At 68.6% G+C, this 14,489-nt stretch carries 11 protein-coding genes and 2 pseudogenes; 7 read left to right on the top strand and 6 right to left on the bottom strand.

The annotated features are described in order from the left end of the window. Positions 1-74: 74 nt before the first annotated feature. Positions 75-821, top strand: a complete 747-nt coding sequence (locus tag ABTZ03_RS25970) for a DUF5131 family protein (RefSeq protein ID WP_350515473.1) — start codon at positions 75-77, stop codon at positions 819-821. Here the strand turns inward: ABTZ03_RS25970 and tcmP are convergent. Beyond that, entirely contained in the window at positions 811-2,070 is a 1,260-nt protein-coding gene (tcmP, locus tag ABTZ03_RS25965) for a three-Cys-motif partner protein TcmP (protein WP_350515472.1), read from the bottom strand. The two genes, ABTZ03_RS25970 and tcmP, sit on opposite strands and share 11 nt — an antisense overlap. A 148-nt stretch (positions 2,071-2,218) precedes the next feature. Between tcmP and ABTZ03_RS25960 the strand changes: the two genes are divergently transcribed. Further along, complete coding sequence (locus tag ABTZ03_RS25960) at positions 2,219-2,458, top strand: hypothetical protein (RefSeq protein WP_350515471.1); 240 nt, start codon at positions 2,219-2,221, stop codon at positions 2,456-2,458. A gap of 414 nt (positions 2,459-2,872) precedes the next feature. On the opposite strand, the gene ABTZ03_RS25955 is transcribed toward ABTZ03_RS25960, so the two are convergent. Next, positions 2,873-4,996, bottom strand: coding sequence for a KAP family P-loop NTPase fold protein (locus ABTZ03_RS25955; RefSeq protein WP_350515470.1), 2,124 nt, complete (start codon positions 4,994-4,996; stop codon positions 2,873-2,875). A 331-nt stretch (positions 4,997-5,327) separates the two neighbouring features. On the opposite strand from ABTZ03_RS25955, the pseudogene ABTZ03_RS25950 reads away from it, so the two are divergent. Further along, a pseudogene (locus ABTZ03_RS25950) lies at positions 5,328-5,627 on the top strand (IS5/IS1182 family transposase); the annotation flags it as partial. Between the two features lie 64 nt (positions 5,628-5,691). On the opposite strand, the gene ABTZ03_RS25945 reads toward ABTZ03_RS25950, so the two are convergent. Together ABTZ03_RS25945 and ABTZ03_RS25940 are read right to left on the bottom strand one after the other, a co-directional pair. Beyond that, positions 5,692-6,408, bottom strand: coding sequence for a hypothetical protein (locus tag ABTZ03_RS25945; protein WP_350515469.1), 717 nt, complete (start codon positions 6,406-6,408; stop codon positions 5,692-5,694). A gap of 519 nt (positions 6,409-6,927) precedes the next feature. Beyond that, positions 6,928-8,082, bottom strand: a complete 1,155-nt coding sequence (locus ABTZ03_RS25940) for a tyrosine-type recombinase/integrase (protein ID WP_350515468.1) — start codon at positions 8,080-8,082, stop codon at positions 6,928-6,930. A gap of 95 nt (positions 8,083-8,177) precedes the next feature. Here ABTZ03_RS25940 and ABTZ03_RS25935 point away from each other — a divergent pair. After that, positions 8,178-8,345: pseudogene (locus ABTZ03_RS25935) on the top strand (pirin family protein); the annotation flags it as partial. Positions 8,346-8,407: 62 nt separating this feature from the next. Here the strand turns inward: ABTZ03_RS25935 and ABTZ03_RS25930 are convergent. Further along, on the bottom strand, positions 8,408-10,039 hold the full coding sequence (locus tag ABTZ03_RS25930) for an FAD-dependent oxidoreductase (RefSeq protein ID WP_350515467.1): 1,632 nt from the start codon (positions 10,037-10,039) through the stop codon (positions 8,408-8,410). 211 nt (positions 10,040-10,250) lie between these two features. Here ABTZ03_RS25930 and ABTZ03_RS25925 point away from each other — a divergent pair, with 211 nt between their 5' ends. Beyond that, on the top strand, positions 10,251-11,363 hold the full coding sequence (locus ABTZ03_RS25925; protein WP_350515466.1) for a YncE family protein: 1,113 nt from the start codon (positions 10,251-10,253) through the stop codon (positions 11,361-11,363). A 47-nt stretch (positions 11,364-11,410) separates the two neighbouring features. Here the strand turns inward: ABTZ03_RS25925 and ABTZ03_RS25920 are convergent, their stop codons facing one another. Next, positions 11,411-12,376, bottom strand: a complete 966-nt coding sequence (locus ABTZ03_RS25920; protein ID WP_350515465.1) for a hypothetical protein — start codon at positions 12,374-12,376, stop codon at positions 11,411-11,413. A 461-nt stretch (positions 12,377-12,837) separates the two neighbouring features. Between ABTZ03_RS25920 and ABTZ03_RS25915 the strand changes: the two genes are divergently transcribed. Both ABTZ03_RS25915 and ABTZ03_RS25910 read left to right on the top strand, forming a co-directional pair. Beyond that, positions 12,838-13,494: a papain-like cysteine protease family protein gene (locus ABTZ03_RS25915; protein ID WP_350515464.1), complete on the top strand. Its 657-nt coding sequence runs from the start codon at positions 12,838-12,840 to the stop codon at positions 13,492-13,494. 4 nt (positions 13,495-13,498) lie between these two features. Next, positions 13,499-14,380, top strand: a complete 882-nt coding sequence (locus tag ABTZ03_RS25910) for a hypothetical protein (RefSeq protein ID WP_350515463.1) — start codon at positions 13,499-13,501, stop codon at positions 14,378-14,380. Positions 14,381-14,489: the final 109 nt, after the last annotated feature.

Here is a 14,489-nt window from a genome sequence, read left to right as displayed (position 1 = left end):
CGAGTGCCGTGCCGCCCATGGCGGACGCGAAGCGGCAGCGGTGGCCGCCGGAGGGCAGTGGTAAGGAGCGGGCAGTGAGTGACCGAAGTGGCATCGAGTGGACGGAGGCGACATGGAACCCCACCACCGGATGTGACCGGGTCTCGGCCGGCTGCGACAACTGCTACGCCCTCGCGCTCGCGAAGCGACTGAAGGCGATGGGCGCGGCCAAGTACCAGGCCGACGGCGATCCTCGGACATCCGGCCCGGGCTTCGCCCTCACCCTCCATCGGGACACCCTGGAGGTGCCGTACGGCTGGAAGAGCCCACGGACGGTGTTCGTGAACTCGATGTCGGACCTGTTCCACGCGAAGGTCCCGCTCGACTTCGTGCGCCGAGTGTTCATGGTGATGGCAGACACCCCTCAGCACACCTACCAGGTGCTCACCAAGCGGGCCAGGAGGCTGCGGCGGGTTGCCGACCGACTGGACTGGCCGGCGAACCTGTGGATGGGGGTGTCGGTCGAGACCGCGGCCGAACTCGACCGGGTCGACGACCTGCGGGCCGTCCCGGCCGCCGTGCGGTTCCTGTCCTGCGAACCGCTACTCGGTCCGCTCGACGGGCTCGACCTGGACGGAATCCACTGGGTGATCGCCGGCGGCGAGTCGGGTCCCGCCCACCGTCCGATGGAGGCGGCCTGGGCCCAGCAGGTACGCGACGCCTGCCTGGAGAAGGAGGTGGCGTTCTTCTTCAAGCAGTGGGGCGGTCGCACGCCCAAGGCCGGCGGTCGCCTCCTGGACGGACGGACCTGGGACCAGATGCCGTTGCCAGTCAGCGCGTAAGTGGTGGCCTCACCAGCAGGTCGTAGACCTTTTCGCGCTGATGACTCATGCCGTCGCTCGGTGTCCCGCCCCTACGGTGCAGCAGCTTGATCGCATCGCGCGCCGCGGTCTCGGTGACCTGACCGTAGTACTCGCCGAACACCTCCAGCGTGTGGTCGACCAACCTGATGGTGCGGCCGCGACGCAACAGACGAGCGAGGTTGTCGGCCATCGCGGGCACGGCGAGATCGCGGACCTTCTGCGGGTCGGGCCGTTGCAGACTGACCACGGGGAACAACCCGTCGTCCGTCGCCTCCTCGTGGAGTTCGAGTTGCTGCCACCAAGTGTCACGGGCCCGGGCGTGGGCGTCGCCGAACGCCCACAGGCCGTGCTGGCGGCGGGTGCCGAACACCAAGTTGTAGACGGCCTTTTGACCAGGCGCCTTTGTGACCGGCACGGAGCGCATCTGCATGCCGACGGCTTTGCCCAGCCTGGCGCTGTACTCCGCGGCGACCTTCTCGTCGGCCTCCCGGGTGTAGCCGCCCGCGAAGAAGTCACGCCACCACGGGCCGCCGCACACCTCGTCGAGGCGCTGGTTGGTGCGCTCGATTCCCTTGGGCGACTGCGAGTTGCCGCCGATGCGGCGGATCGCCATCATGCTGAAGTTCAGGAGGAACTCGGTCGGCGGTTTTGGCCCGGGCCGGCCTTTGGCGAGCACGTCCACGAGACGTTCGAACGGCAAGGCGAGCCCGCAGGGATCAAGGAAGAGGAACAACGGCTGACCGGTCGCGGCGGCGAGTACCTCGTCGAAGTAACCGAGGACGTCTCCCCGAAACGCCCTGGCATCGACCCCTCGCGCCTGGTACTCCGCGACCAGCGAGCCGAGTTGAGCGAAGGACGGCGCTGACTTCTCCGCGAAGAAGCAGGTCCAGTGAATACCCGCCTTGGCCTGGAGGTCCGCCGCGATCTGCAGGATCCGGGCGGCCGAGCCCGGCTCGCCGTTCTCGTACCGACCCTCGCCCGCGTAGCCGTCGAGGTAGGTCACCCGCCTGCCGTACGCTCCGGTCATCCCGCCGAACTTGGGCATGTAGCGGCTCAGCAACGCGTGCTTGAAGACGCTCGGCAGTTCAGGCTCCGACCAGTACTCCCCCGACGTGCCTCTCGACATGCGTCCCCCTTCGCCGTCGGTCGATCCCAACCGCTGATCGATCCAGGGTGGACGAGGCGCGCGCGTCACGTAAAGAGCACGTGTGGCGTCGGCCTCCGGCACCGGCTCCTACCTCGGCGCCGCCCTCCGGCCCGGCTGTCGTACCCACGCCGGCCGCTACGCACCGTACGGTGGAGCGATTCGACCGCCGCAAGCTCGGGTAGGGCTGCCGGGAAACAACCGGGAGCAGCGGATCCGAGGAGGAACGCGGGTGGCGCGGCGCAAGACGGTCCCGGAGATGCTTGCCGAGGCGTTTCTCCTCAAGCAACAGGCCAAGGCCGCGGAGGCGGGAGTCGAGACCCCTGCCAAACGGGCAGCCTCGAAGGCGGCTTCGGCACCACGCCCGCGGAAGGCCCGGAAGGCCGACCCGGAGGCGGAGCGTGCCAAGCTTCTGGCAGCCGGCGAGAAGCTCCTTGCCCGTGAGGACTCCGCTCGGGCCGACCTGGCCTAATCGTCGCAGGCCATCCGCGGGCACCTGCGAAAGCGCGGGATCCGCGCGATCATCCTGCAGCCCGCCGACCAGATCGACAACCGCAAGGGCCGGCTCGGCGGCCGCCCGCTGGCCTTCGACCGCGAGACCAAGCAGCGCAACACCGTCGGTCGCTACATCACCCGCCTGAAGAACTAGCGCTACCTGGCCACCCGCCACGAGAAGACCGCCGCCGTCTTCCAGGCCGGACTCCACATCGCAGGCATCTTCATCTGGTCCGCCCACTGATCCCAAAAGAAAGGACCCTGCCCTGAGTCTTTTCGGGAAAGGCACGAGCAAGATGACGCCCCCGATCGCATTACGGTCGGGGGCACGCGCTCTCCCAGGGCGGAAACCACTCGGCCGGCCACGGGCCAGTGGATTGGTTTCCTGGCATCAAAACTCCCTAGGACGCCAGCCACCTATGTACAGGTCGAAGGCCGCGATAGCCCGATGGAGTCGGACGCTCGTCTCCTGGTTCGAGATGTAGTCCTTCAAACCATCGACTGCGACGGCCAGCTGCGCCTCTCCTCCGAAGATGGACACGAGCGCATCCCACGCAAGTCGATCCTCAGACCTGACAACTACGCTTCCGAGGGTATTGCTCCGACTCGGAGACAGGGCCGTTTCAAGCAGCCGGGCAGTCACCGGCGGCGCCACGGCAGCGTCGAAAGCAAGCTGCCCGGATTCCGCATCGCACTCGACGCTCTGCACGACAGTCCTCAGAAGCTGTCGTTCTGACCGAAGGACACCTACAGGGGCGGACTTGATGGAATCGCGCAGGTGACCGCGAAGCTCCTCCTCAAGTTCTGCACTGATTATCCTCTCTCCAGATTCGGTTTCCTTGCCGACCAGAGAAATGAATCTGAGACGCGCGTAAAGGCTTGGAGTTGCCTCATAGATGACACGCGCCACGGCGTCAACGTCTTCGGCAATTACTCTCTTCATCAGCCTGAGCACGGGACGAAGAGCCGTATAGTCCCGGCCGAAGTCAAATATTCCTACAGGATCTTCGCTGAATCGAGGAAGCGTCCCTAGAAGAGAAGCCGCAACAGGTGCGATGCGATCCATGTCGACCGCGTCCACGTGAGCTAGGAAGCGATCTAGGACATCCTCAAGCTGGCCATCCGGCACGGAAGCGAGTGCACTTTCAAATTCATTCTCATCCTGAATAGAATATATCAGGGAACTAACCTGGCTAGCTGGAGCAGTTCCGGACGGGAGTTCTCGATGGAGGTAGTACCTCAGCACAGTTGCATGAGCCACGCGGCGGTCTCGACGCCACGCCTGCGTCGAGTCGCTCCCGTACCAGATGTTTTCCGTGTGCAACTGAGCTGCTGGGAAGATGAACCTGACGAAAGCCCCTCCGACATCGTGTGGCAACTCCCGGAGGATGGCGGATACCGCCTCGGCATCCGCCGAGATAGCTGCTTGATTGCGCGCCCCTGCCTGCCATCCATGGACGGCTGTCAGTGGGTTGACGCTTTGCGCTATGAGGTCGTGAGCTTTGGGCCGCATTACACGGATTGCTTCTAGCGCTACGAGATCCACAGGATCCACTTCGTCACTAGCAGACCGAACGGTCAACGCAAGCGATGAAATGAACCTCTTCACGTCTCGCACTGTGACGAAGAGCGGCCTAACTACCTGCCAGAAGACGTCGGGCAGCCTGCCTTCATTGGGCAGTGTTGCCGATGCGCTGTATAGCACCTCTACAATTCCCGTCCGGAGAAGCGACGCCAACGCCTCATCTGTGGCGGGTGGCACCTCTACCGAGGTCTTTACAATCTTCTCCAGGTAAGCCGCCCCATTAAGTCCCTCTTCACCGAGGGCGCTTTCTACGACTCCTCTGTCAAAGCAGAGGAGGTATACCACATTCGGGAAAGAGCCATTTAGCCGAACAAGTCTGAAAAGGTCCCGGACCTCCTGGCGAGTCAGTCGGTCAATGTCATCAATGAGGACAACGATCCTCCCGTTCAACCCCTCAAGGGCCTCGGATATTTCAATCCTCTGCTCATGAATGCTGGAGCTAAAGGCCTGCGAGACGCCCTCGGCCGCCTTCTGTGCGGCCTCAAAGACCACCCCCGCCATAGGAATGAACTTGAGCGGCGAAAGCGACGCCGAGTACTTGTTAAACTTTGCAGAGATGCTGGCAGCGGCATCTTTCAGCTTTTTCTTTGCATTTCTCTCACTACTGAGCTGCCTGGCCATCTCGTCAAAGAAGAACTGAATTAGGTGGTCTGTGCCAGAGAAGTACCAGGGATTGAACTCCACCACCTGCACAGCATCCTGCTCGCGCAGAATATTGGCGGTCAGGTTCAGCAGCGAAGTCTTTCCAGTGCCCCACTTTCCGGTAATCGCCACGACCGCACCGCGCGTCACGTTCATGATCTGGACTTCTTCTGCTATCGCGGACGCCAGGCGCGACCTGTTAAGAAGGTCATCATCGGTACTGAGAATCGGATCGTCACCCGCAAATAGTGCGGGGTTCCCGTTGGGGATGGAGTTTGATTCGGTCATTATCCCCACCTAACTCGCATATCACTAGAGCCTGCATGATATCCCTGCAGTGACCCGCTCGTCCCGTATTGCGGAAACTTTGGCGTGTGCAGGCAAAGAATAGAGCGGCATGGGGCGACTCGGCCCGTGGAGCCGACCGTCCATGCCCGCAGCCACCACAACGAGCACGTCGTCCCGTACGAGATCATGTGCTGGTTCATGGAACAGATGGCCGACCACGTGGAGCGGTGCCGCGGCGCACTGACGCAAGAGGACCCCGAAGCGGTGGGATGATCTTGCGGTGGCTGGTGTGATCACGGCGTCGGAGCCGTCCTGGATAGCCCCGTTCACCAGGCTGAGCCCGCGCGATTTCCGCAAGAGCACCCTGCTGATCGTGCACGGTGCCCTCGTGCCCACCCGCGACCACACGATCGCCGAACAGTCTAAGAACTACCGGTACTCCAACAACCACCAGGTGGTCATTGACGCTCACACCCGCCTGGTCGTCGCCGCTGGCGAGCCCCTGCCCGACAACTGGAACGACTGCCATGTCTGGGAGGAATCCGGCGCCAAAGACGTGGTCGGCCGGACCAGGACGATCGCCGACGGCGGACCCGGCACCGGCCTGGTCATCCCCCACCGCCGGCCACGCTACGGCGAGCTCACCATCGACTTGCGCCCGCCGAGACGCCCGAAGATCAGTTACGGAACAGACCTTAGTCTTCAGGTTCCTGCGGGATCGGCGCATCGAAGACGTCGACGACGAATTCCGAGGTGCCGCTGCCCTCGTAGTCGACGTCGCGATGGCTGTGGAGGAGCGTGTGGACCCGCACCCAGCGTCCCTCGGCGCTGGAGCTGCCGGCTACGTCGAGCACAGCCTGCACGAGCCTAAGACCGGGATGCGGCTCCTTGCTCGTCCAGGTGTTCAGGGGATCGACCCCGGTGGGGAGTTCCCACGAACGTGGCTCGGCGCTGGCCGGCACCAACACCTCGTCATTGCGGAGCTGGACCACCCAGCCGACATCGCCGTCGCAGCCACGCTCGTTCGACATGCGGATTCCGAGGCCGATCGCATATGCGCCTTCAAGGTAGTCTTCGAGCTCGTCGTCGATCCGGCTGAAGTAGACAGCCTCGCGGACGATCTCGATCGGCCCGAAGCTGGTGAAGGCTCCCATCTCCGGGGGGCACTCGTCCTTGAGGTACCGCCTCGTGGCCATCTGGACGGCCTTGGGGAGGCCGTCCAGCACAGCCTGCAGCGCGACGTCATCGCGGTCCGCCAAGTACGTGTTGAGCACCCCGACGAGGCCCTCGGTCAGCCGAACGTCGTCCCCGCCCAGCGTAGTGACCGCCTCCAGGCGGTCGTGCGGGTCCTTGTGGAGGGCGAAGACCCGGCTACGCCCCGGGCTGGGGTGCGCAATGAAGGAGTTGACCATCGTTCTGTCCTGCCGGACCTCTCATGGACGGTGCCGCTGCGCGCACTCGTGCGTCAGCGACACCAGGGATAGGGAGAATCCGCACAGCGACGTGTCGCTCGGACTACGAATCCGGGCGCATGGTCGACCAAGCGGCGCTGTCAGACCCGGCGTTGGAGTCCGGACCTGCATGGCAACGGCCACCTACCACGCGACCGCGGCACTCCCAAACCGCCACTACGGAAGCAACTTTGGACACCTGTGGCAACCCGCCAGCCCAGAGGAGAGCCCGTGTCCACACAGTTCATGACCGTCAAGCAGACCGCAGAGCATCTGAACATGTCCGTCCAGTGGGTCTAAAGCGAGGCCCCGAAGGTCGGCCTCGTCCCGTACCGCTTCGGAAGCGGGCGCAATGCGAAGCTGCAGTTCAAGGTCACCGAGGTCCATGCCTGGGTGAAGCAGCAGCGGATGTCCGGTGGCTGATGTCGGACAGCGACACGTGTGGGGCCCTGTTCGGCGACGAGCAGGGCCCTACCTGCTTCAGGCCGCGAGTCCGAGGTCGAGGACCTGGGCGGCGTGGCCGATGGAGCCGGGCATGAGGTGTCGGTAGATCTTGAACGTGACGTCGATGCTCTTGTGTCCCATCCACTCGGCGACGTCGGTGATCGGGATGTTGTGGCTGAGGCAGTTCGAGGCGAAGAAGTGCCGCAGGCCGTAGAGCGTCATGCCGTCGGGGATCTCCACGTCGCCGGCCCGCTTGATCCGGTCCCACCGGTTCTGCAGGTAGTAGGACGGGTATGGCTTCGCGATGTCCAGTGGGTGGCGGAGGAGATAGCCGTCGATGGTGCCGTAGGTGTCCGCGTACGAGAGCAGGCTGAGCCGGGTCCGGGCGGGTAGCGGGACGTCGCGGTAGTCGCCCTCCTTGCGGTGCTTGAGCGGTGCGTAGTCCTTGGTCGTCTGGTTGACCTGTTCGGTGACGCGGTAGACGTCGTCGGCGACGATGTTGTTGATGTTGACGGCGAGCGCCTCACCGTTGCGGAGCCCGGAGCCGCTCATCAGCTCGGCAATGAGGTTGAAGGTCTCGTCACCGGCCCCGCGTATCCCGCCGAGCTGGGCGAGCGACGGGATGACCGCGCGCTTGGGGTCGTACTGGGGTGGCGTGACGCCGTCGAGCGGATTCTCCGGATAGAGGCCGAGCCGGTGGGCATCGAGCAGGATCGACTTGAGCTTGTCGAAGGCGTTGGCCTGGGTCGCCAGGCCGACGCCGTTGCGCTCCATGGTCCGGACGAAGGCGTCGACGACCTTGTGGTCGAAGGTGGCCATCCGGCGGCTGTGGAAGGCCGGGTAGAGGTGGTGCTCCAGCAGCGAGTCGAGGTGCCGCAGCGACGCCGGGGCGAGCGCGCGCTGACCGGCCTTCCACTCCTCGGCGTACGCGCCGAAGTTCATCGAGCCGTACTTGCGGTTGCGCTCGGCCTTGCCCTGGCCCCAGGGGTTCTCGCGCTTCGCCCGGTAGATCTCGGCGAGCCGGTCGATCGCCTTGTCCTGGGTGGCGAAGCCCGACTCCTCGGTCTGCTGGCCGGAGGCGTTGCGGAAACGGATCACGTAGGTGTGCGGGCACTTCGACCACCGTGACTGCGGGTGCTCGCACTCCTTGAAGAAGGTGCCCATGCCATGGGCCAGGGTCCTCGGTGCCATCGTCTGCGGTCTCCGTCCCGTCCAATGCTGACGCTTTGCTGACCGCAGATGGTCCACCACAGCCCTGACCTGGGAAGAAACGCGGATAACGTGGTATGTGGTGGAACTTCATCGGGCGCAGCCACGACGACATCCTCCGGGCCCGCGAGGAGTGGCAGGCCGCCGCCGACCGCTTCGGCGCCGTCGAGGGCTATCCTGGCGACCGCCTGCCCGCCCCGGAACTCCCCGGCATCCCCCTCAAGCCCCGCGGGCGCACCCGCTGACCTGCGCGTTCACCCGCCCCGGCTCGGCCTCCTTCGCGGGCCACGCGCCCGGCGGCCTTCGGTCAGTCCTGCGGGCCGGGGACCGGAGCCGCAGGTGCGCCCAACCAGCGGGCCAGCGTGGCTCCGAGCGCGGTCGCCCCGGCCGCGTCGTCGCCCGGGCGATCGGCCGCCCACGCGGTGACACCGTCCGGGCGCACGAGCAGGCCCGCCAGCTCCGGCCGGTCCGGACAGGCCGCGGTGAGGACGACCACCCGGTCGCCGTACCGTCGGGCCCGCTCCCGCAACCGCGGGTCGTCGGCGAGGTCGAGGAGCAGCGCCCGGCCGCTGTGCAGGTGGTCCGCGAGCCGGCTGCCGTCGGCCAGTTCGAGATCCGGCGCGCTGCGCCCGACCAGCGGATGGTCACCGGGGAGGTCGTAGCGCTGCCACACGCCGGACAGCCGCTTGACGATGGAGGTGGTCCCGTCGACGGTGCCGGCCAGCTCCGCGACCACGCCGCGCAGCGCCCGCGTGTGCGGCGTGGGCCGCATCAGCGCCACCTGGGCCCTGGTCCAGTCGAGCACCCAGGCCCCGATGGGATGCCGCTCCGCCGTGTAGGAGTCCAGCAGTTCCTCGGGCGCCCGGCCGCCGACCACCGAGGCGAGCTTCCAACCGAGGTTCATCGCGTCCCCGATGCCCAGGTTGAGCCCCTGCCCGCCGAACGGCGAGTGCACGTGGGCGGCGTCGCCCGCCAGTAGCACCCGGCCCTTGCGGTAGGTGGACGCCTGGCGCGCGTTGTCGGTGAACCGGGTCGCGCTCCGCACCTCGGTGATCGTGACGTCCACCCCGGACACCCGGCGCAGGCTCTCCTGCAACTCCTGGGCGGTGACGGGCGATTCACGGTCCACCGACGGCCGGTCGAACTCGACGGTGAGGATGCGGCCGGGCATCGGGCCGTGCACGTAGGTGCCGGTGTCCGTCCAGTTCCAGCCCGGCGAGAGCGCCTCGGCACCCGTCATCACGACCATCGCCTGATGGGCGGTGATCTGCGGGTCCGTGCCGGGGAAGGCGATCCCGGCGAGCTTGCGGACCGTGCTGCGGCCGCCGTCGCAGCCCACCAGCCAGCCGGCCCGGATCGCCACGTCGGCCGGGCCGTCGGCCGGGCCGCGGGTGTGCACCGTCACCCCCTCGGCGTCCTCCTCGAAGCCGGTCAGCTCCACGCCCCGGCGCAGTTCGACGCCGAGCCGGGCCGCGTGCTCGCCGAGGATCCTCTCGACCTGCTGTTGCGACACCAGGGTGACAGTGGCGGCGGGTCCGAGATCCGCGAAGGCCGGATCGGCAGGGTCCACCTGGTCGGCGCTCAGCATGATGCCGGCGAAGTGCCCCGCGGGCTTCCGCATCGCGCCCTCAGGTGCGCCCGCGGGTGCTCCCCCAGGTGCGCTCTCCGGGTGGCGCTGCCGGGCGAACGCGGCGATTTCGTCCATGGTGCGCCGCTGTTCCTCGGCCAGCGCGGGCAGCAGTCCGCGCCGGTAGAAGGCCTCGACCGTCGGGGTGTTGAGGGATCCGGCCTTGATCGTGGGATCCACCGTGGTCAGGCGCTCCACGACGACCACGTGCGCCCCGCCCAGCGCCAGCTCGCAGGCCAGCATCAGCCCCACCGGGCCGCCCCCGGCCACCACCACGTCGTAGTCCGGGCCCAAGTATGTGTTCGCGTCCATGGCACCGACTATAGTCACTAAAAGTTTTATGCCGCTACATTATTTTCATGATCGGTGCTGGAACTGCCGCCGGAGCCGGGTCGGACGGGCCGGGCGGCTCGCGACACGGTGTCGCACGGTGTCCGGGAAGTGGTGGTTGGCGGGTCCGGCCGCGACCCGTAGCGTGAGCCCTCCACCGCGGGCAGCGCGGTGTTCGTAGGGGAGGAAAGACGTGAACTCGCTTGCCACAAAGGCTCGTTGGTTAGGTGCGCTGGTCACGGCGGGGCTGCTGCTGGTAGCCGGGGCGGGCACCGCCGGGGCGCGTACGACCGATGCGCGGACGGCCGACAGCAACGGTCCGGTGCGGGGCGTCCCGCAGACCGCGCCGCTGAAGCTCCCGGCTCAGGGGGTCGCCGTCAGCCCGGACGGGCGCACCGCGTACGTCTCGGTCGGCAACACGTCGAGCGGGGCCCGGCTGGACGTGGTCGACACCCAGAGCGGCGCCGTCACGGCCGAGTTGCTACTGAACGCCGGGCACGAGATCGCGGTCGGCCAGGTGGCGGTCAGCCCGGACGGCTCACGGGTCTACGTGCTGTACGGGCTCGGCCGCCACCTGCAACTGTCCATGCTGGCCGTCGTGGACACGGCCACCAACACGGTGATCGCCAGGGTGGCGGCCCCCGACCAGCCCCGGCCGGAGCGCACCGCCACCGGGCGGCTCAGCGGGCTGGCCGTCAGCGACGACGGAACCCGGGTCTTCGTCGCCCAGGAAGGCCCCAAACCGGGCAACCGCCCGATCCTGGAGGGTGCCCGCGTCCTGCAGTTCTCGCCGCAGCAGCTGGCCTACACGGCCGCCGTGACGGTCCCGGGGAAGTACAGCTGGAGCGTCGCCGTACGGCCGGGCAGCGGTGACGCCTACGTGGCCACCGACGAGGGGCTGACGCACCTGGACACCAGCGGGGACGTCCCCGTCCTGGAGAAGACGATCGCCGGCGCGGGCGGCCAGTTCGCCGGCCTGGCCGCGTCCCCCGACGGCACCCGCCTCTACCGGGTGGACGGCAGCGGCGCGGGCGCGGTCGTCGACCTCGCCACGGACACGGTCGCCTCGACCTTCACCGTCGACAAGGGCCAGTCGATGCGCGCGCTGCCGCTGAACGCGGACGGCAGCCGGCTCTACACGCTCGTGGGGGGCTCCACGGTCCTGTCGATCGACACCTCGACCACCGCCGCCGTGCCCGGTGAGAACGTGACCGGGATCGAGGGCGGGAGGGACCTGGCGCTCGGCCCCGACGGCCACACCTTCTACGTCGCCGCCGGCTACAACCTGCGGATCATCGGCTTCTGACCGGGCGGCCCCGCCAAGCCCTGTCCGGCCGATCCGGCCGGACAGGGCTAGACCCACGACCAGCGCATGCCCGCGACCCCCGGGCCGATCCCGGTGGCCACCACGTGGGCGAGATGGTGGCTGTCCAGGGTGAGGTCCACCGTGCTGTCGTCCGGCCCCTCCGAATCACGGGCGGTGAACCACTGGCAGTGCACCGGGAGTTCGACCGGATCGAAGCGGACGCGCAGCACGTACTGGTCGGCGGGAAGCCGGAAGGCGGTGATGTGCCGGTGGCACGGCACCTCGCTGTGCGGCCGGATCTCGAACGAGAACACCTGGGTCTCGCAGCGGTGCAGCGACCGGTCGAAGAGCAGTTCCGCGAGCACCACCCGGGCCAGCCGGTCCCGGCGCACCCGGCCCAGCCGACAGCTGTCGCCGGCGAGCACCTCGACGGCGCTCTCGTCCGTCCCCTCGTCGCAGTCGTAGATCAGCAGGGCCCGGTCGACTCCGTCCTGCCGGGCCCGTACCGCCACCATCGAGCTGACCAGCGCCAGTTCGCGACGCGGACCGATCGTCGCGGTGGTGTGCTCGGTCACCACCTGGAGCTTTCCGGCGGCCGGACTGTTCAACTCCGCGAGCAGGCCGGTCAGATCGCCGGGCGTGCGCATCATCTCGGGGTACGGGTACGGGTGTTGTCCGCCCGGCGCCCGAACGGCCGCTCCGCGTGGGCGGGGTGGCCCGAGCAGGACGGTGAGCGAGTGCGCGGGCAGTCCGAGGATCGACTCCAGCGCGGTCACCACCTCCAGGGACGCGGGGCGTTCGGGCCGGCGCAGTCCGCGCTGCCAGTAGCTGAGGGTGGTCACGGCGATCCGTAGCCCGTTCGTCGCCAGGTGGCTGCGCAGCCGCTCCAGCGGCAGGCCGCGGGCCTCGATCGCGGTGCGCAGGGCGACCTCGAAGGGCCCGGTCCGCAGAGCGGCCAGGACCGCGCCGTTGTCGGCGGGGATACCGGCTGCCGACTTCTGACGACTGGCCATCGGAACTCCCTGGGGCTGCGGGAACACCGGCCGTGCGGCGGCGCGGAACGGGACGGAGCAGAACAGGACGGCGCAGGAACGGGACCGAGCGGACCGGGACCGAGCGGAACAGCACGGAGTGGGACTGGGACGGAGCGCAGGAGGGCGGAGCGGAACAGGGTGTGGCGGGCTGTGAAATTACCCGCTTACCCCGGCCGCGTCCAGATCCTCGGGCGACGATCAGCACGGCGGTCTGCGGTGTTCCCCACCGTCAACCCGCCCGGCCCTCACAGCTGTTCACAGTTCGGCCGGCCGACCGCCGACGGCTCTGGGGCGGGCCCGGGCACGCCGCCTAGGCTTCGGGACAGTCCTGGTCCAGGCGCCGCGACGGCCGCGCGGCACTTCCCCCACGCGCGCACCGGAGGGTTCCGGGTGCACCCGGAACCCTCCCGCGCTCTCTCCCTCCTCGAAGGAGATCCCCCATGAACGGACCCGCCCGTGGGTCGTTCCTCCGTGCCGGGTTGGCGGTCCTGTGCACCTTGGCCGCCGTCGTGACCTCCGGCGCCGGCGCAGCCGCGGCCGACCCCACCGGCCACGCCTCCCGCACCACCGCGACCAGCGAGACCGCCAAGACCACCGCGGCCGCCCGGTACGACGCCGGAGCCACCAAACTCAACATCGACATGGAGGCCCAGGAGCAGGACCAGTGGTGCTGGGCCGCCTCCGGCAACACCATCGCGACCTTCCTCGGCCACGGCACCAGCCAGAACTCGTTCTGCGACCTCGCCTACGGCCAGAGCACCGACTACCAGTGCCCCAACCAGCCGGGCCAGCTGTCCTGGGTGCAGACCGCCCTCTCCTCGCTCGGCGTCTCCCCGGGCCAGGAGACCGGCGCGCTGCCCTTCGACACCATCGTCAGCGAGGTCAACGCGGGCAGGCCGATCGAGACCGGCATCTCCTGGGTCGCCGGGGGCGGGCACGCCCAGGTGATCTACGGCTACGACCAGAGCAGCCAGTCGATCTACTGGGGCGACCCGTGGCCCTCCAGCAACCGCTACAACCTGGGCTCCTACTCCTACTACGCCGGTGACAACGGCCAGTTCAACTGGAACGACTCCCTCTACCAGATCGGAGCGTGACGTCATGACGATCCCCCGCGTCTCCCGCGCGCTCGCCGTCCTCGCCCTGGCCGGCGGCGGCCTGCTCGCCGCCGCCCCGCTCGCCGCCGCGGACGGCTCGCCCGTCGCACCGGTGCTCGGCGTCCCGTCGGCGGCCGACCTCGCGGCCGCCGGACAGGCGGCGAAGGCCGCGCCCGTCGTGCAGACCCTCGGCGGGTTCTTCGCCCACGACGGCAACGCGCCGGCCGCCGCCGCGAGGCCGCTGACGGCCGCCGCACCCCAGGTGGTCGGCGCCACGGTGCCGGTGTACTACCTCAACCCGGACTTCGTGGCGGCGTCCTCGTCGTCGGCCGCGGCCCCGGTCGCCAAGCTGGCGTTCGCGGCGACGGAGGCGCGCTCGGCCGACGGCCGCAAGGCCTCGGTCTGGACCGCCCCCGATCCGCACGGCTCCCGGGCCTGGGTCGAGATCAACATCGCGTCCGGCAGCGACGAGACCGACCAGGCCGCCGCCGCTGCCGCGCTCGGCCCGCAGGCCGTGGCCTTCGAGGAGCCGCAGATCCGCGCCTGGTACGCGCTGGTCGACGGCCGGGTCAGGCCGCTGAACCCGGACGCCGTCCGTTCGGTCGGCGCCGACGGCATCACGCTCGACCAGTACCGGCAACTCGTCCACGACCGCTACGCCGACAAGCTGCCCGGCACCGACTACGCGAACGCCCACCTGCTCGGCGGCCTCGACCGGGGCTCGGCGGCCCCCGTCAAGACGCTCGCCGCCGACAGCGCCCCGGCGCGCGGTTCCGTGAGCCCCGGTGCCGCGGGCGTCCTGGCCGCGCTGGTCGCGGTGGGCGGAGCCCTCGGCCTCGGCGGCCTCCTCCGGCGCCGCCGGGCCGCCACCCGCACCACCGGCTGAGCCCCCGCTCCCCGGGGGGCGCCCGGGCCGGCGGCGCGGGGGGCGCCCCGGCCCTCGCCCCCGGGCCCCACACCCCCCCGCCCCCCCCCCCCCCCCGGACACAAAAATA

This window comes from Kitasatospora sp. NPDC096077 (assembly GCF_040303245.1).
Lineage (GTDB): Bacteria > Actinomycetota > Actinomycetes > Streptomycetales > Streptomycetaceae > Kitasatospora.
This window is presented reverse-complemented; position numbering and strand designations above follow the sequence as displayed.

Excerpts from the sequence above, each read along its gene's own strand:
- ABTZ03_RS25955 (WP_350515470.1), bottom strand. The coding sequence starts at position 4,996 with ATGACCGAATCAAACTCCATCCCCAACGGGAACCCCGCACTATTTGCG.
- ABTZ03_RS25945 (WP_350515469.1), bottom strand. The coding sequence starts at position 6,408 with ATGGTCAACTCCTTCATTGCGCACCCCAGCCCGGGGCGTAGCCGGGTC.
- ABTZ03_RS25940 (WP_350515468.1), bottom strand. The coding sequence starts at position 8,082 with ATGGCACCGAGGACCCTGGCCCATGGCATGGGCACCTTCTTCAAGGAG.
- ABTZ03_RS25930 (WP_350515467.1), bottom strand. The coding sequence starts at position 10,039 with ATGGACGCGAACACATACTTGGGCCCGGACTACGACGTGGTGGTGGCC.
- ABTZ03_RS25920 (WP_350515465.1), bottom strand. The coding sequence starts at position 12,376 with ATGGCCAGTCGTCAGAAGTCGGCAGCCGGTATCCCCGCCGACAACGGC.
- ABTZ03_RS25915 (WP_350515464.1), top strand. The coding sequence starts at position 12,838 with ATGAACGGACCCGCCCGTGGGTCGTTCCTCCGTGCCGGGTTGGCGGTC.
- ABTZ03_RS25910 (WP_350515463.1), top strand. The coding sequence starts at position 13,499 with ATGACGATCCCCCGCGTCTCCCGCGCGCTCGCCGTCCTCGCCCTGGCC.